Annotated in this window: 16 protein-coding genes, 1 tRNA gene and 2 pseudogenes; 7 read left to right on the top strand and 12 right to left on the bottom strand. The window is 68.3% G+C overall.

Annotated features, from left to right (window positions below; translation table 11 throughout):
• Positions 1–5 precede the first annotated feature (5 nt).
• Entirely contained in the window at positions 6–734 is a 729-nt protein-coding gene (locus AA983_RS13690; RefSeq protein ID WP_047312827.1) for an MSMEG_4193 family putative phosphomutase, read from the bottom strand.
• A gap of 51 nt (positions 735–785) precedes the next feature.
• On the opposite strand from AA983_RS13690, the gene AA983_RS13685 reads away from it, so the two are divergent.
• Both AA983_RS13685 and AA983_RS13680 read left to right on the top strand, forming a co-directional pair.
• On the top strand, positions 786–1,787 hold the full coding sequence (locus AA983_RS13685; RefSeq protein ID WP_047312901.1) for a magnesium and cobalt transport protein CorA: 1,002 nt from the start codon (positions 786–788) through the stop codon (positions 1,785–1,787).
• Positions 1,784–2,770 carry an aldo/keto reductase gene (locus AA983_RS13680; protein ID WP_052947151.1) on the top strand — a complete coding sequence of 329 codons (987 nt, stop codon included), beginning with the start codon at positions 1,784–1,786 and terminating at the stop codon, positions 2,768–2,770. Before AA983_RS13685 ends, AA983_RS13680 begins: the two co-directional genes overlap by 4 nt.
• 94 nt (positions 2,771–2,864) lie before the next feature.
• Here the strand turns inward: AA983_RS13680 and AA983_RS15555 are convergent, their stop codons facing one another.
• The gene (locus tag AA983_RS15555; protein ID WP_047312825.1) at positions 2,865–3,143 is read right to left on the bottom strand and encodes a hypothetical protein; all 279 of its coding nucleotides are present in this window, start codon (positions 3,141–3,143) and stop codon (positions 2,865–2,867) included.
• Positions 3,144–3,180: 37 nt separating this feature from the next.
• On the opposite strand from AA983_RS15555, the gene AA983_RS13670 reads away from it, so the two are divergent.
• Positions 3,181–3,381, top strand: a complete 201-nt coding sequence (locus AA983_RS13670) for a DUF5703 family protein (RefSeq protein WP_047312900.1) — start codon at positions 3,181–3,183, stop codon at positions 3,379–3,381.
• Between the two features lie 32 nt (positions 3,382–3,413).
• On the opposite strand, the gene AA983_RS13665 is transcribed toward AA983_RS13670, so the two are convergent.
• The 4 genes from AA983_RS13665 to AA983_RS13650 form a co-directional block, all read right to left on the bottom strand.
• Positions 3,414–4,736: a M20/M25/M40 family metallo-hydrolase gene (locus tag AA983_RS13665; RefSeq protein ID WP_047312824.1), complete on the bottom strand. Its 1,323-nt coding sequence runs from the start codon at positions 4,734–4,736 to the stop codon at positions 3,414–3,416.
• 75 nt (positions 4,737–4,811) lie between these two features.
• Positions 4,812–4,896 (bottom strand) — tRNA-Leu (locus tag AA983_RS13660).
• A gap of 162 nt (positions 4,897–5,058) precedes the next feature.
• Entirely contained in the window at positions 5,059–6,312 is a 1,254-nt protein-coding gene (locus tag AA983_RS13655) for an SPFH domain-containing protein (protein WP_047312823.1), read from the bottom strand.
• A 67-nt stretch (positions 6,313–6,379) separates the two neighbouring features.
• Positions 6,380–6,832, bottom strand: a complete 453-nt coding sequence (locus tag AA983_RS13650; RefSeq protein ID WP_047312822.1) for an NfeD family protein — start codon at positions 6,830–6,832, stop codon at positions 6,380–6,382.
• 135 nt (positions 6,833–6,967) lie between these two features.
• On the opposite strand from AA983_RS13650, the gene AA983_RS13645 reads away from it, so the two are divergent.
• On the top strand, positions 6,968–7,336 hold the full coding sequence (locus AA983_RS13645) for a hypothetical protein (RefSeq protein WP_047312821.1): 369 nt from the start codon (positions 6,968–6,970) through the stop codon (positions 7,334–7,336).
• 43 nt (positions 7,337–7,379) lie between these two features.
• Here the strand turns inward: AA983_RS13645 and AA983_RS13640 are convergent, their stop codons facing one another.
• The 4 genes from AA983_RS13640 to AA983_RS13625 form a co-directional block, all read right to left on the bottom strand.
• Positions 7,380–8,756, bottom strand: a complete 1,377-nt coding sequence (locus AA983_RS13640; RefSeq protein WP_047312820.1) for a DNA polymerase IV — start codon at positions 8,754–8,756, stop codon at positions 7,380–7,382.
• Complete coding sequence (locus tag AA983_RS13635) at positions 8,753–9,799, bottom strand: glucose 1-dehydrogenase (protein ID WP_047312899.1); 1,047 nt, start codon at positions 9,797–9,799, stop codon at positions 8,753–8,755. The genes AA983_RS13640 and AA983_RS13635 overlap by 4 nt, the downstream gene beginning before the upstream one ends.
• Before the next feature lie 53 nt (positions 9,800–9,852).
• A complete protein-coding gene (locus AA983_RS13630) occupies positions 9,853–11,949 on the bottom strand; it encodes an ATP-dependent DNA helicase RecQ (RefSeq protein WP_047312819.1) in 2,097 nt (698 codons plus the stop codon).
• Between the two features lie 77 nt (positions 11,950–12,026).
• Positions 12,027–12,800, bottom strand: coding sequence for a 1-acyl-sn-glycerol-3-phosphate acyltransferase (locus AA983_RS13625; protein WP_047312818.1), 774 nt, complete (start codon positions 12,798–12,800; stop codon positions 12,027–12,029).
• Between the two features lie 34 nt (positions 12,801–12,834).
• Between AA983_RS13625 and AA983_RS13620 the strand changes: the two genes are divergently transcribed.
• The 3 genes from AA983_RS13620 to AA983_RS13610 are packed head-to-tail and all read left to right on the top strand — an operon-like array spanning position 12,835 to position 14,572.
• Positions 12,835–13,611, top strand: a complete 777-nt coding sequence (locus tag AA983_RS13620; RefSeq protein ID WP_047312817.1) for a HipA family kinase — start codon at positions 12,835–12,837, stop codon at positions 13,609–13,611.
• Positions 13,608–14,000, top strand: coding sequence for a DUF3037 domain-containing protein (locus AA983_RS13615; protein WP_047312816.1), 393 nt, complete (start codon positions 13,608–13,610; stop codon positions 13,998–14,000). The genes AA983_RS13620 and AA983_RS13615 overlap by 4 nt, the downstream gene beginning before the upstream one ends.
• 32 nt (positions 14,001–14,032) lie before the next feature.
• Complete coding sequence (locus AA983_RS13610; RefSeq protein WP_047312815.1) at positions 14,033–14,572, top strand: YbhB/YbcL family Raf kinase inhibitor-like protein; 540 nt, start codon at positions 14,033–14,035, stop codon at positions 14,570–14,572.
• 67 nt (positions 14,573–14,639) lie between these two features.
• Here the strand turns inward: AA983_RS13610 and AA983_RS13605 are convergent.
• Positions 14,640–15,686: pseudogene (locus tag AA983_RS13605) on the bottom strand (IS30 family transposase).
• A gap of 476 nt (positions 15,687–16,162) precedes the next feature.
• Positions 16,163–16,591 (bottom strand): annotated as a pseudogene (locus AA983_RS13600) (TrmH family RNA methyltransferase); the annotation flags it as partial.
• Positions 16,592–16,622: the final 31 nt, after the last annotated feature.

Below are 16,622 nucleotides of genomic sequence, written 5' to 3'. Positions count from 1 at the left end.
CCAGCCTAATTGCGCTGTCCAGACGCGGTGTCCGTGACGCCCCTCGATCCGCCGACGGTGGCGTCCGAGCCGCTCGTCGCCTGGTGGGTGAGCACGTCACGCAGCCCGCCGTGGGTGTGGTTCATGAGGAGGACGAACGGCCGTGACGACGTGTAGCGCACGATGCTGACCGAGGCGGGCGAGGCGACGATCCGCTGGAAGTCGTCGAGCGGTGTGCCCAGAGCGTCGGCGAGCACCGCCTTGATGACGTCGCCGTGGCTCACGGCAACCCACGTGGCACTCGCGCCGTGGGCCTGCTCGACCCCGGCGTCGATCCCGCGGACGGTCTCGACGGCCCTACGCTGCATGTCGCGCATCGACTCGTGCTTGAACGCGTCGCTCGCCGGAAAAGTGACGGCGGAGGGGGCCTCCTGGACGTCCTTCCACAGCGGTTCCTTCGCCAACTCGACGAGTGGGCGCCCCGTCCACGCTCCGTAGTGGCACTCGCCGATGCCGTCATGTTCCTCGGGCGCCAAGCCGGTGCGCTCCGCGAGCGGGGCTGCCGTCTCGCGACAGCGCACAAGCGGCGACGTCACGAGGCGTACGGGAGTCGTCGCCGCGGAGATCGATTCGGCCATGGCGGAGGCTTGCGTTCGGCCGGTGTCGTCGAGGTGGGTTTCGGGCGTCCAGCCGGCCAGAACACCTGAAGCGTTGGCCGTCGTACGTCCGTGTCGGAGCAGGATGAGGGTCGCCACGCCGCCAGCCTAATGACAGCGCCGGGCGGGATGGTCGAGGACAATGAGCCCGTGATCATCGACCAGGCCGTCTACCGCCGGGGCGAACGCCTGCCCTGTGGTGACATCAGCGACGAACTCGCTGAACTCCAGGCCCGAGGGGACGACGAGTCCAGCTTCCTGTGGATCGGCCTCAAGGATCCGACGGCCGACGAGTTCGAACACTTCGCCCGTGAACTCGAGCTGCACCCCCTCGCTGTCGAGGATGCCCTCAAGGGTGGCCAACGACCCAAGTTCGAGATCTACGGCCACATGGCGTTCGTCGTCATGCGCACCCTGCGCTACATCGACGAGAGTTCCGACGTCGAAACCGGTGAACTCATGGCGTTCGTCGGCCCCCACTTCGTCGTCACGGTGCGACGGGGTGAACCCGCGCCCCTCGAGCAGGTGCGATCTGCGCTCGAACACGACCCCACGATGCTCGAGAAGGGGCCGATGGCTGTGCTCTACAGCGTCATGGACGCGGTGGTCGACCGCTACCGCACCATCGACGAGGAGTTGAGTGACGACGTCGTCGCCATCGAGCACCGCGTGTTCACCCCCGGCCTGACGACGGACGTCGGTGAGATCTACGCGCTCAAGCGCGAACTGCTCGAAGCGCGCTGGGCCGTGCAGCCCCTCATCGAGCCCGCTCGGCGGTTGCTCGCGGCACGCTTCGTGCCCGACGAGTTCTCGCCCTTCTTCCGTGACATCCAGGATCACCTCCTCATCGTCCACGAGCACATCGAGACCTACGACCGGCTCCTGTCGGATGTCCTGTCGGCCCACCTCGCGCAGGTCTCGGTTCGCCAGAACGACGACATGCGCAAGATCTCGGCCTGGGTCGCGATCGCGTCCGTCCCGACGATGTTGGCGGGCATCTACGGCATGAACTTCCACTCGATGCCGGAGCTGGAAGCATCGGTGAATGTCGGCGGCAGCGAGTTCTACTACGGCTACTACGTCGTGCTCGCCGTCCTCGTCACCGCGTGTGTGCTCCTGTGGCGCACCTTCAAGAGAACAGGATGGCTGTGAGCTCACTGACGCACCTGCACGACGACCGACCGCACGTGGACGTCGCGACCCTCGGCGCGAGCGGCGCCCGGGTGAGTCGTGTCGTCCTCGGTGTCTCCGGGTGGGGCGGCAGCGTCGACGCCGAACGGGGCGCCGAGGTCGTCGACACCTACCGTGACGCCGGTGGCTTCACCCTCGAGGTCGGTGACACGGACGGCGGCGTGGCCGAGGAACTTCTCGGTGAGATCGTCGGCGGCCGCCATGCGCGTGACGAAGTGTTTCTCATCGGACGTTCCGGGCGCGGCTCGCACAGTGTGCCGGTGCCCGGTCGTAGCGGCGACACGTCGCGTCGGGCGCTCATGGCGGGCCTCGACGCGTCGCTGGCCCGCCTCGGCACTGAGCACCTCGACCTGTGGCTGGTCGACGGCTTCGACGGCGTGACGCCGAGCGCCGAGGTGGCCGAGACGATGGAGTGGGCGTTGACCTCAGGGCGCGCCACCTACGTCGGTGTCGGCGATGTACCGGCCTGGCGCGCAGTGGATCTCAGCCACGAACTGGCCACGCGGCGCATCCGTCTCGCGGCGCACGCCACCGAGTACAGCCTGCTCGAGCGTTCGGCGGACACCGACGTGGTCGACGCAGCTCGGACTCGGGGCCACGGTGTGCTCGGCGGAAGCGCTCTCGCGGGTGGGGCCTTGACCGGCAAGTACCGCCACGGAACCCCGGCGGACTCGCGCAGGGCCGCCGGTGTCGTCCCGCTCCAGCCCCGTCACTTCGGTGCCTCGGCGCGTTCCGTCGTCGAGTCGCTCGCCACGGCCGCCGAGGGGCTGGGCGTGCACCCGAGCGAACTGGCCCTCGCCTGGCAGTTGCGGCAGGAGGGGCTCGACGCCCTCATGGTCGGTGCGCGAACACCAGCGCAGATGCGCGTGCTCCTGCGTGCGGGCCAACTCGTCGTCCCCGACGAGATCCTTGCCGTCCTCGACGAGGTCTCGCGCACCCGCTGAGTCGCCTCGCGACACTAGACATGACGAAGGCCCGCCGTTGCCGGCGGGCCTTCCTCATGTTCGGAGCCTCATTGCACCATGACGCGCGCGACGCTCAGTGCTCGTCGTCCTCGTCTTCGTCGTCGAGGTCTTCCTCGTCGTACTCGTCGTCGTCATCTTCGTCGAAGTCCTCCTCCGAGTACACCTCGAGCGGTGTGACTTCGTTGAAGGCGTCCATGAGGGCGTCGTCGTAGTCCTCGAAGGCATCGGCCAACGCCTGGTAGGCGGCGACGACCGCGGGGTCGTTCTCTCCCCGTCGTCCGGAACATGCTTCGAGGTGACGTTCGAAGGCGCTCGTGAGTGTTTCCAGAGCTGCGCGCGGGTCTGCGGTCATGTGGAAAACGCTACCGCGAACGCGGCAGAATGTGCAGATGCCCGAGTACGAATACCGCACGCTCACCTTCGAGCGCGGCACCAGCCGCGGAGACATCCGACAGGCCCTCACCGATGAGGCGGAGTACGGGCACTGGGAACTCGCGCGCACGCGCCTCTACCTCGGCGGAATGCGTCGGGTCTGGCTGCGCCGGCGCATCATTCGCATGCGCCGCGAGTCCCCCGGCGGCCTGCTCTGACTCCTGTCGTGTCGGGCGGAGCCGCGAGCCGCTCAGCAGTCGGTGAGGAAGCGCGCCAGGACGCGCTGACCGAATTCCAGGCTCTCGACCGGCACGCGCTCGTCGATGCCGTGGAACATCGGGGCGAAGTCGAGGTTGGCCGGCAGACGCAGGGGTGCGAACCCGTAGCCGGTGATGCCGAGTTCCTTGAGCGCCTTGTTGTCCGTGCCGCCCGAGAGGCAGTAGGGCAGCACTTCACATCCCGGGTCCTCGGCGCGCAGAGCCGACTTCATCCGCTCGACGAGGTCCGTCTCGAACGGTGCGTCGAGCGCAATGTCCCGATGCAACGTCTCGACCGTCACGTGCTCACCGGCGAGTTCCTCGATGACCGCCATGAGCTCGTCCTCGTGGCCGGGCAGGAAGCGACAGTCGACGTTGACCGATGCCGTCTGAGGAATGACGTTCTGCTTGTACCCCGCCGCAAGCATCGTCACGTTCGACGTGTTCGCCAGGGTGCCTTCGACGAAGCCGCGAGCCCCGCCGATCGTGGACAGCAGGGCGGTGTTGTCGTCGTCGGCGTACGTGATGCCCGTGGTGGTCGACAGACCGTCGAGGAGGGCGCGCACACTCGCGATGTACTGGCGCGGCCACACGTGGGCGTCGATGCGCGTGATGGCCTGCGCGAGTCGGACGATGGCGTTCTCGTCGTTCGGCACGCTGCCGTGTCCGGCGCGTCCGTGGGCGGTGAGGCGCAGCCACCGGATGCCCTTTTCCGCGGTCTGGAGCAGGTAGGCCCGCTGGTCACCACCGGAGGCTGCCGGCACGGTGACGGAGTAGCCGCCCACCTCGCTGATAGCTTCGGTGGCGCCGTCGAACAACTCGGGGCGGTTGTCGACGGCCCAGTGTGAGCCGAGCACTCCCCCGGCTTCCTCGTCGGCGAAGAAGGCGACGACGAGGTCACGCGACGGCTTGACGCCGCGGCGGGCGAAGTCACGCACCGTCGCGAGGATCATGGCGTCCATGTCCTTCATGTCGATGGCGCCGCGACCCCAGACGCACCCGTCTGCCAGATCCGCCGCGAAGGGGTCGTGAGTCCAGTCGGCCGCTTCAGCCGGAACGACGTCGAGGTGCCCGTGGACGACGAGGGCGCCGCGCTCGGAGTCCTCGCCGGGGATGCGAACGACGACGTTAGCGCGGCCCTTCTCGCTCTCGAACAACTCGGGCTCGAGGCCGACCTCCTGCAGCTGACCGACGACGTACTCGGCCGCCTCGCGCTCCCCCGGCCCCTCGACCCCGGGGCCGTAGTTGCTCGTGTCGATGCGAATGAGGTCACGGCAGATACGAAGGACGTCACTTTCGGCGGCTGCAGAAGTCATGCTCCTACTCTGCCACCCGTTTCCGGGCACGAAAAAGCGGCCCGATGATCTCTCTCATCGAGCCGCTTAGCGGTGTGTCCGAGGGGGGACTTGAACCCCCACGTCCGATAAAGGACACTAGCACCTCAAGCTAGCGCGTCTGCCATTCCGCCACCCGGACAGGTGGTGTTTTTCCGGCCGCTTCCGCGTCCTTCCAACGAGGGAAAACACTACCAGGCGATTCCGGCGAATGCACATCGAGATCCTGGGGGTGCGCCACGGCCCGCCGACACGGTGATGTCGGCGGGCCGTTCGCGTGCTGACGACGTCGAAACGTCATACGTCAGGCGTTGGGATTCCCCTGCTCGTCGCGGTTCACGCCTGGCAGCGGCGCGCGCACGGGACGCTCCTCGCGCACCTCCTGCGGTGCCGGCTCCGGCGAGCCTTCAGCCTCGTCGAACGTGGGAGCAGCCACGTGCGGCGACGGCGCGATCTGCTGGCGCTCGACTTCGCTCGGGGCATCTTCGGCGGCTGACGGAGCAGCAGCTCGCACGGGGCGAGCGGCCGTCTGCGTGTTGCGCTCCGCCTCGGTCGTGGCCTGGTTGGCCTCACCGCGGGCGTTCGCCAGAGCGACCTCCGGGTCCTCGAGCGTGGTGTCGGCGAACGCGTTGGTGTCGTTCGTGCCGGGGTCGACCCATTCCTCGTCGTCGTTGTCCCCCGGGCGACCGGCGTCGCCGCCGAGGGCGCTCGAGATGCCGCGCAGAGCGTCCGTGACCTCGGACGGGATGACCCACATCTTGTTCGAGTCGCCCTGAGCGAGTTGCGGCAGTGTCTGCAGGTACTGGTAGGCGAGCAGACGCTGCGTCGGCTTGCCTCGGTGGATGGCGTCGAAGACCTGCTGGATGGCGCGGGCCTCACCCTGTGCCTTGAGGATGGCCGCCTGGGCCTCACCCTCGGCCTTGAGGATCGAGGACTGCTTCTCACCCTCGGCCGTGAGGATCTGCGACTGCTTGAAACCCTCGGCGTTGAGGATGGCGGCGCGGCGGTCACGCTCGGCGCGCATCTGCTTCTCCATCGAGTCCTGCACCGAAGCCGGCGGGTCGATGGCCTTGAGCTCCACGCGGTTGACGCGGATGCCCCAGCGCCCGGTCGCCTCGTCGAGCACGCCGCGCAGCTGGCCGTTGATCTGGTCGCGCGAGGTCAGCGTCTGCTCGAGGTCGAGCGAACCGATGACGTTACGCAGCGTCGTGACCGTGAGCTGCTCGATGCCCTGGATGAAGTTCTCGATCTCGTACACGGCCGACTTCGGGTCGGTCACCGAGTAGTAGATGACGGTGTCGATGCTCACGACGAGGTTGTCGCTCGTGATGACCGGCTGCGGCGGGAAGGTGACGACCTGCTCGCGCAGGTCGATGTTCGCGCGGACGCGGTCGATGAACGGCACGAGGATGTGCAGACCGTCGGTCAGGGTGCGGTTGTACGAACCGAGGCGCTCGATGATCTGCGCCGTCTGCTGCGGCACGATGCGCACCGTCCGCATGAGGACGACGACGACGAACAGGACGAGCAGCAGGACGGCGATGAGTCCTGGTGACATGGTGTTCCCTCCCCCGCCGGTTCGGGTGTCCGGCAGTGTGTGTGCTTCGGACTGTGGTGGCGCGCGATCAGTAGTGGGCGCCGGGACTGGCCGGGTCGACGAGCAGGGTGGCGCCCTGCAGTTCGACGACCTGAACGGACGAGCCGAGCGGCAGCGTCGTGCGAACGTCGGTACGCGCGGTCCACAGGTCACCGTGGACCTTGACCAGGCCGGCCGTGTCGGACACAGGCTCGACGACATAGCCGGTGAGGCCGACGACGGACGTCGGGCCGATGTCCCTGTTGTCACGCTTGGGGCGCAGACGCTTGCGCAGGGCCGGGCGCAGCGTGAACAGGAGGCCCACTGCGACAGCGACCGCGACGACCGCGCTGAGGACGAACCCTGCGCCGAGGAAGGAGGCCAGGGCGCCGGCGAGAGCGCCGATCGCGAGCATGATGAACACGAAGTCCACCGTGACGGCCTCCACGGCCGCCATCGCGAGCGCGACGCCGAGCCACATCAGCCATGCACTGCCGTTCATCGTGTTCCGCTCCCAAGGGTTGGCCGTCAATGCGCTTGCGGCCCACCGTACGTGGTCCGACTGGGGTCGGGAATGCGGAAACCCTAACGATTGTCTTACATCTCAGAACATCGACCAATCGGTAGGAGGCCTTCGATGACGAATTACCCGTGGAGCGACTTCACCCCCGTGCGCACCGACGCCCGCGTCGAGTACGAGGGTGCCCTGCGTGACTTCGAACGCCGCCGTTACGTCGATGCCGCCGGGCGGCTCGAATGGATCCTGGGCCAGCCGGTCGACCACCGCCACGGTCTCGGCGACGTGCGTGAACTGCTTGCTCGCTCCTACTACCACTCCGCCCGGCTGGACCTCGCCGAGAGCACTGCTCGTGCCGTGTTGAGCGATCAGCCGACGAACGGCTACGCCGCCATGCTTCTCGCGCGAACGCTGCAGCGGCAGGGGCGCGCGGAGGAGGCGAAGGCTCCGGCTGCTCTGGCGGCGGCCCTGGGCGTGAGCGCCGACTGACGGCCCGAGAATCCGCCGGCGAAGCGCCGAGCTGAGACGTGATCTACGTCCAGCTCGGCGCTTCTGCTGGTGAGAGGGCCTCGTCGTCCACGGCGAAGGTGTGCACCGGTCCCGGCGGGGTGCTCGGCCCCTCGAAGCGAACCGTGACGCGAGAGCGCCCGGAGCCCCAGACCCAGCCGTTGCCGTGATCGGGGTGGTGGACGTCCATTCCGGTACGCCAGCGGCGCTCTGGCGACGGGCTGAAGCGCGTCGAGAGATCGATGGCGTCACTGCCGGGGGCGGGCTCGTCCTGCGGTGACGGCGCGAAGACCTCCGGGTACTCGGTCTCGTCGCCGGCCGCGGTCTCGAGATCGAACAGTCCCGTCTGGGCGTGCGCCACGAACCCGCTGAGACCAACCCCGAGCAGACGCACCCCCTGAGGCAGATCGAGCCCGTCGAGCAAGCGTGTGGCGGTTCGCGCGATGACGTCGGCGTCCCGTGTCGGTGAGGTGGTCGTGAAGCTGCGCGTCAGGGCCGTGAAGTCGGGAAGCCTCACCTTGAGGTGGACGGTTCGGCCGAAAACACCGGCCTTCTCGGCGCGCGCCCCGACCGATTCGGCGATGCGCTCGATCTCGCGGTGCAGGACGTGACGCTCGTGCACGTCACGTTCGAAGGTCTCCTCGTTCGAGATGCTCTTGGCCTCGCGCGAGAGCGTGAGCTCGCGGTCGTCCCGGGCCCGCGCCAGCGCGAAGAGGGAGCGCCCGTGCCGTTCGCCGAACACGCTGACGAGGTCGGTGTCGGTCATGCGCCGCAGGTCGCCGACCGTCTCTACCCCGAACGTGCGCAGCCGGGCCGCCGTGGCCGGCCCCACGCCGCTCATCGCCCGCACACTCATCGGTTCGAGGACGCTCTCCTCCTCCCCCGGCGCGACGATCGTGATGCCGTTCGGTTTGTCGAGGTCCGAGCCGATCTTCGCGAGCATCTTCGAGGTGGCCGCACCGGCACTGGCCGTGAGGCCGCCGGTTGCCTCCCGGATGTCGGCGTCGAGGCGCTCGAGTCGCTTCCGGACGGTGTCGACCTCCAGATCCTCCAGGTCGGCGCCCCGCAGATCGACGTACGCCTCGTCGATGGAGACCTGCTCCACGAGCGGCGACAGCTCACGCAGCAGATCCATGACGACGAGGGACGACTTGCGGTACGCCTCGAAGCGCGGCGAGAGGAACGCCGTTCCGGCGGGGCAGATAGCACGCGCCTCCGCCGTGCTCATCGCGCTGCGGGCACCGTAAACCCTGGCCTCGTACGACGCCGTCGAGACGACCCCACGCATCCCGGTGCCGCCGACGACGACTGGTCGCCCACGCAGACTGGGCTTGTCCCGCTGTTCGACCGACGCGAAGAAGGCGTCGAGGTCGACGTGCAGGATGCTGGGGTCGCTTCTCACGTGAGGTCGAGAACCACCTTGACGTCGCCGTCCTGACGCTCGAAGGCCTGCGCGAAGTCCTCCAGCGGCACCCGGCGCGTGATGAGACGCTCGAGCCACGCGTTGTCCGCACGGTCGAGCACTGCGGCGGCCTCTTCGTAGTGGCGGCGGTTGGCGTTGACGGAACCGACGACGACGCCGTTGTCGAGCACGAGGTCACGGTTGATGAACCCGAGGTCGACCTCGGACTCGTGCGGAGCCGAGATTCCGGTGAGGCACACAATGCCGTAGGGCACGTTGTTGGCCAGCACAGCCGAGATGACCGGCACGGCACCGGTGGCTTCGATGACGACGTCGGGAGCGATGGTCGTCATCTGCTCGACGGCATCGCCCGTGACGTAGTGAGCGCCGAGCGCTTCGACGAGTTCGGGTTTGATGCCCTCGGTGGCGCGGTCGAGGACGTAGACCTCGAGGCCCTTCTGAACGCCGATGAGGGCGCCGAGGAGACCGATGGGGCCGGCGCCGGTGACGAGAACCCTCTTGGGGTCGAAGTAGGCGCGCGAGCCGATGCGCTCGACCTGCTCCCACGCCTTGGCGACCACGGTGGTCGGTTCGAGAAGCACACCGACCTTCTCGAGGTTGGGTGCGAGCTTCACGGCGTGTTCGGCGGGAATGCTCCAGCGCCTCGAACCGAAGCCGTGGATCTGCTTGATGCCGTGCTCGGTGTACTCGCCGTTGCGGCACATGTCCCACTCGTCGTGGGCGCACGCGACGCAGGGCTCGGGGTCGGGCATACGCACGATGCCGACGACGAGGTCACCCGGTGCGAACTCGCTGCCTTCGGGAGCTTCGAGGACGCGCCCGAGGGACTCGTGGCCGAGGATGAGGCGCTCGGCACCGTCGGGGGCCCAGCCGTAGGCGCCCTCGGAGATTTCGTGATCGGTGCCGCACACGCCGAGCGCGAGGCCTTCGACGAGGAGCTCGTCGTCACCGCGGCTCGGGTCCGGCATGTCGGTGACGGCGAGGGAGTCGGCCTTCAGGGGTACGACGGTGAGTGCACGCATGAACGTCACCTTAGAACCGAGGCCGGGCGACCGGCGATTCGACGCACGCCACGTCAACCGACCGCGCGGTGGATGACGAGCGGAAGGACGACATCGGCACCGGCTTCGCGCAGGCTCGCCGCGGCGACGGTGGGCTCCCACGTCGTGTTTGTCGTGTCGACGACGAGGAGAACGCTCGCGCCGGCCACGTCGGGGAAACCCGTCGTGGCCAAGGCGTCACGCCACGCCGCAGCAACCTGTGCTCCGGAGAGCCCCTGGGTGTCCGGCGGGACGCCGTTCCACGTCGCCACGGGCAGATTGCCTACCTCGCCCAGGTGCTCGGCGAGGCCCTCGACGCGCGCCGTGGCGACGGCGGCCGATGCGGTGCGTGTGGGAAGCGCGATGACGCAGCTCGGGCGGCGGCGCCAGGTGGACGCCCAGGCCGCGAGGACACGCACCGCCGAGTCTCGCAGCGCCTGCGAGGGTGGCTCGCTTCCACCGGCGCGGGCATCCTCGCGGCGTTCGTCCTCCCACTCGGCAGCGTCGGCGTGAATGATGACCCGCCCCGGATCTGCTCCCAGCTCCGCCGGAATGCGCCCGCGCGCCCCGAAGGGACCGCCTGGCCACATCTTGCGCGGTTCGAGCGTGATGGTCTCCGCGCGCAACACGGCGGCGATGCGCTCGACCGTGGCGGCGTCGACGTCGGCGCTCAGCGGTTCGGGCAGACGCCCGAGGCAGACGGAGCATCGGCCGCAGTTCTCGGCCTCCGGGTCGTCGAGGGCCGTACGCAGCAGCTTCATGAGGCATTCGCGGCCTGCGATGTAGCTGCGCATGATGTCGGCCTCACGCTCACGCGTGGCGATGACGCCCTTGTAGTGCTCCTCGTCGAACGTCCACTGGACGCCGGTGGCGCTCCAGCCGTCCGCGCTGCGCTCGACCACACCGTCGACCGCGAGTTGTTTGAGCAGCAGTTCGACGCGGGTACGGCGAATGCCTGTTTCGGCGTCGAGGGCCGGAACGCTCATCGGCCCGTCGGAGACACGCAGTGCGGTGAGGAGGGACTCGACCTGGTCCTTGCGCGGGATGGTGGCCGTGGCGAAGTAATCCCAGATGTGTTCGTCACCGGCCGCGGGCAACAGCGCGACGACGGCGTGCTCGATGGCTCGCCCGGCTCGCCCGATGTGCTGGTAGTAGGAGACCGGAGACGCCGGTGCGCCGAGGTGGACGACGAAGCCGAGGTCGGGCTTGTCATAGCCCATCCCGAGGGCCGACGTGGCCACGAGGGCCTTGACCTCGTTGCGCCGCAGAGCGTCCTCGAGGTGCTCGCGTTGACCGGCTTCCAGCTGACCTGTGTAGGCCTCGACGGGAAGGGAATCGCCGTGGGCCGCCTTGATGGCGGCCGTCAGGCGCTCGGCGTCCGCGACGGTGAGGGTGTAGACGATGCCGCTGCCCGGCAGTGACGCGAGGTGATCGACGACCCACGCGTAGCGCTGGAGCGCCGTCATCTCCGGAAGCACCGCGAGGTGGAGGGACGATCGGGCGAGCGGACCGCGCAGCACGAGGGACGACTCCCCCAGCTGGGCCGCCAGGTCCTCGGTGACACGCTCGTTCGCCGTGGCCGTGGTGGCGAGCACGGGCGTGCGGGGGTTGAGTTCGCGCAGGACGTCGGCGACGCGGCGGTAGTCGGGCCGGAAGTCGTGGCCCCAGTCGGAGACGGCGTGGGCTTCGTCGATGACGAGGAGACCGAGGCGCCCCGCGAGGCCGCTCATGACGCGCTTGCCGAAGGTCGGGTTCGCGAGGCGTTCGGGTGAGACGAGGAGAACGTCGAGTTCGTCGGCGGCCACGGCTGCCTCGATCTCGCTCCACGAGTCGAGGTTGCCCGAGTGGATGGCCGCGGCGCGCAGGCCCGCACGGGAGGCGGCGGCGACCTGGTCGCGCATGAGGCTGAGCAGCGGCGAGACGACGAGGGTGGGACCGTCACCTCGTTCGCGGGAGGCTGCCGTGGCGACCCAGTAGACGGCGGACTTGCCCCAGCCGGTGGCCTGCACGACGACGACGCGGGCACCCGGACGGGACAGCGCTTCGACCGCGGTGCGCTGATCGTCGCGGAGGGTGGCCCCTGGGCCGGCGAGCGCTTCGAGGACGCGAGTGGCGACGTGGTCGATCGACATGTCCTCACCCTAGGACGAGGCGCTGACAACCCCGGAAATCCGGGGCTGTCAGCGCCTCGCTCGGCACCTGCCCGAGATCAGTCGCGCTTCTCGCGCTGCTTCTCGACGAACTTGCGGCGACGCTCGGCGGCGACGCGGGCGTCCTCGGCCTCGGCCTCCTCGAGCGTCGGGGCGGTTCCGCCCATGGACGCGGGCAGGAACTCGAGGTCGCTGCCGCTGAGCTTCGGGTAGGCCGCGCGGATCTCGTCGAGCATGGTCTTCATGACGGCCTTGACGCGCTCGGTGTTCTCCTCGGGGCTGAGCGCCTCGTCGTAGTGCATCGGCTCACCGACGGCGACCGTGATGGGCGTGTTCGTGCGGCCCATGCGCTTGGGCTTGCCCTTGGTCCACACGCGCTGAGAGCCCCAGATGATCATGGGAAGGATCGGAACGCCGGCCTCCTTGGCCATGCGGACGCCACCGGACTTGAAGGACTTCAGTTCGAAGGAGCGCGAGATCGTCTCCTCGGGGAAGATGCCGACGATCTCTCCCGCCTTGAGAGCGTCGACCGCTGCCCGGTAGCTCGCCGCTCCGTTGCCGCGCTCGACGGCGATGTGCTTCATGGCGCGCATGAGCGGACCGGAGATCTTGTTATCGAAGACCTCCTTCTTCGCCATGAAGCGGATGAGGCGCTTGTGCTTGCGCGCGGGGAAGCCGGCGTATGTGAAGTCCATGTACGACAGGTGGTTCATCATGACGACCGCGCCGCCGGTGCGCGGCACGTTGTCCTCGCCGAGGAGGGTGAACTTCAGGCCCTGGCCGGCGAAGAGAGTGCGAGCCAGGCCGATGACGGAGGTGTAGACCGGTTCCATGCGGTCAGCCTAGTGGCCCGGCTACCCTGTTGCGGTGCTCGAGACCATCACCGCGACGCGGTACGTCGTCCCCCTCAAGGAGGGCGGTTCGCTGCCCGGCGTCGTCGAGGGAAGTGACGACGGCACGTGGGTCGTCAAGTTCCGCGGAGCCGGTCAGGGGCTCAAGGTTCTCGTCGCCGAGGTGGTCGTCGGTGAACTCGCACGAGCCCTCGGCCTGCGGGTTCCTGCGCTGAAGCTCGTCGAGCTCCCCGAACCCATCGCGAAGTACGAGGCGGACGAGGAGGTACAGGACCTGCTCACGGCAAGCCTCGGGCTCAACCTCGGGGTGGACCTGCTGCCCGGCGCGTTCGCCTACGACGGTTCGCAGCCGCCGCCCGCCGACGAAGCCGCCACCATCCTCTGGCTCGATGCGTTCACGGCGAACATCGACCGCACGCCGCACAACCCGAATCTCGTGCGCTGGCACGGCAAAACGTGGTGCATCGATCACGGCGCAGCGCTCTACTTCCACTACTCGTGGCCGTCGAAGGGCTCCAACCCGGAGCGGTTCGCCGCGCAACGCTTCGAGGCCACCTCGCACATCATGTGGGGCGTGGCCACCGAAGCCGCCGCGACGCACGAACGGCTCAGCGCCCAGGTCGATGCACAGCTCCTCGAGCGCATCCTCGGCCTCGTACCGGACGAGTGGCTCGAAGCCACGGATGCCATGCCGACGCCGACCGACGTCCGCGGGGCCTACGTCGAGAACCTTCTCGCGCGGCTGGCCTCACCGCAGGCCTGGTCGCCCGCCCACGCGGAGGGTGCGCGATGAGCGGCATTGGCTACCAGTACGTCCTCCTGCGTCTCGTGCCGTCGATCGAGCGCGAGGAGTTCCTCAACGTCGGCGTCGTCGTCTATGCGCAGATGGCCGATTTCCTCGACGCCCGCTTCGATCTCGCGCCGCAGCGCCTCGAAGCTTTCGCACCGCACCTCGACCCGGCTGATGTCGAAGCCGCGCTCGAGGGTATGTGTGCCGCTGTGCGTGGCGAGGCCTGCGCCGGCCGACCGGCGATGCCGAAGTTGGGGCAGCGCTTCGGATGGATCACCGCCCCTCGTTCGACGATCCTTCAGCCCGGCCCCCTGCACGGCGGTGTGACGGACGATCCGGCGCTCACGCTCGATCGGCTCGTGACGCGACTCGTCACCCCGTCGGGCGGCTGACAACGCCCGAGGTCGCGGCATAGGGTCGAAACATGACTCTCGAACGACCCGTCGCACCCGATCCCTACTCCCTCCTGCCCGAGGTTCCGTCGTTCAGCGTGACGAGCGAGAACTTCGCCGACGGCGATACGCTCGCCGACGCGCACGTCTTCGACGACTGGGGCTTCACCGGTGGCAACCGCTCCCCTCAGCTGAGCTGGAGCGGCGCCCCGGAGTCGACGACCTCCTACGTCGTCACGTGCTTCGACCCCGACGCCCCCACACCGTCCGGCTTCTGGCACTGGGCTGTGGCCGGTATTCCCGCCGACGTCACTGAACTGCCCGAAGGCGCCGGTGACGGCACGAACCTGCCCGAAGGTGCTTTCCAGCTGACGAACGACACGGGTTCGCGCGGCTACGCCGGCGCCGCTCCGCCCGAGGGCGATCGTCCCCACCGCTACATCTTCGCGGTGCACGCCGTCGAGGGCGACCCGCTCGCCATCGACGACAGCGTCACCCCCGCGGTCCTCAGCTTCAACGCGGTCTTCCAGACCGCGGCGCGCGCAACGATCACGGCCACCTACGGTCACTGATCCGGCTCACAACGACGCCCCACTCGAGCTTGGGCTGATTCTCGTGGTCCTCGCAACACCTGATTGATCACGTGGTTTGAAGTAGATCACGCAGGCGCTCGGCTGGGTTGTCCCAGTTGAGCGTTTTGCGTGGGCGCCCGTTGAGCTCGGCAGCGACGAGTTCCAGTTCGGCGGGCCCGTGCACGCTCAGGTCAGTGCCCTTTGGGAATTACTGACGCAGCAATCCGTTCGTGTTCTCGTTGCTGCCGCGTTGCCACGGTGAATGCGGGTCACAGAAGTACACGTTGGTGCCGGTCGCGATGCTGAACTGCTTGTGCAACGCCATCTCCGCGCCCTGATCCCACGTCAACGACGCCCGCAAATGCTGTGGCAACCCACCGATCGTCGCGATGAGCGCGTCCCTGACGGTCAACGCGTCATGCGCGCCACCAGGTAAATGAGCGAGCATCACATACCGGGTGTGACGCTCCACCAGTGTCGCGATCGCTGACGCGCCATCCTTTCCGATGATCAAGTCGCCCTCCCAATGCCCGGGCACCGCACGATCAGCGACCTCGGGTGGCCGGTCGCCGATCATGACCATCGGATCAACGAACCGGCTCGCGCGCTGATCCGGGCTGCGGTGCGGGCGGCGGCGGGCGCGGCCCGTGCGCAACGCCGCTGTGACTTCACGCTTCAATCCGCCGCGGGCTTGCACGTAGATCGCTTGTTAGATCGTCTCGGTGCTCACCCGCATGTCCTCATCGTCAGGAAATTCCTTGATCAAGACATTGTGGATCTGCTCGGGCGACCACTTCACACCCAACTTCGCGATCACGTAGTCACGCAGCCGGCCCGGCTGGGCGAGTTTCGCTTCCTTCGCACGGGCCCGCGACTGCGTCCACGCCCGGTGCGCGGCATACGGGCGATAGCGGCCCGCCTCATCGGTGTAGGTGTCGATCTCACGTTTGATCGTGGACGCAGGCCGTCCCAGTGCGCGCCCGATCGTGCGCAATGATGCTCCCTCCCGGCGCATGTCCGCGATCTTCTCCCGCTCTTCGAGCGTCACGTATCGCGGGTGTAGGGGCCGTGATAACGCCGCCAACGTCGGCGTCAAGGTGTCCATGCCGACCATCGTCGTCGTACCAGTGCGATAGTCGACCAGGCGCCCATCGGAGTGCAGGCGGCTATGACCGATCTGACGAATCCCCCGATCCCAGTCATGAGCTGTGCGCGCATGCACGCCGACCAGGGCGGCAGCCTCCCGGCGCGAGACTCCACGAGCACGTAACAAGTCGTACTCACCACGGCGCGGGTGCGGACCGGCCCCGGTTTTCCCACGCCCGCGAAGGCCCGCTTGGCGCGCCCACGCGTACGCCGAGTTCCGATTCGCACCGACCGCGCGAGCAGCAGCCGACACGTTCCCATCATGGGCATCCATCGCAGCCAAGAACGCTGCCTTCACCCCGTCAACCGACACAGTCCTCGCAACTCCCAAAAAGTCTGGGTGTTGCGAGGACTGCTAGAACCCGCCAAGCTCGAGTGGGGCGTCGTCGATGCTGTCCAGTGAAGTGCTGGGCCGGGGGGCCGTGGTGCGGCGCGGGTTCGACGTCAGGCGCGCAACGTGTACATGGCGACGGCGGACGCCGCGGCGACGTTGAGCGAGTCGACGCCGCCGGCCATGGGAATCCGCACCGTGAGGTCGCAGCCGGCCACCGTTCGTTTGCCGAGGCCGTCGCCCTCCGTACCCATGACGAGGGCCAGCCGCTCCGGCGCGCGGGCCGCCAACTCGTCGAGCGTTACCGAGTCGTCGCCGAGAGCCATCGCGGCGAAGGCCCAACCCTGCTCGCGCAACGCGTCCATGCCGCCCGGCCACGGTTCGATGCGGGTCCACGGCACCTGGAACACCGTGCCCATTGAGACGCGGATCGAGCGCCGGTAGAGCGGGTCGGCGCACCGGGGCGTCACTAGCACGGCATCGACGCCGAGTGCCGCAGCGGAACGGAAGATGGCACCGACATTGGTCGGGTGTTCTAAAATACGCGCTCTGCCGACGGAGGAGGGCTCGCTA

The sequence above is a fragment of the Dermacoccus sp. PE3 genome (assembly GCF_001021715.1).
In the GTDB taxonomy this organism is placed as follows: domain Bacteria; phylum Actinomycetota; class Actinomycetes; order Actinomycetales; family Dermatophilaceae; genus Dermacoccus; species Dermacoccus abyssi.
This window is presented reverse-complemented; position numbering and strand designations above follow the sequence as displayed.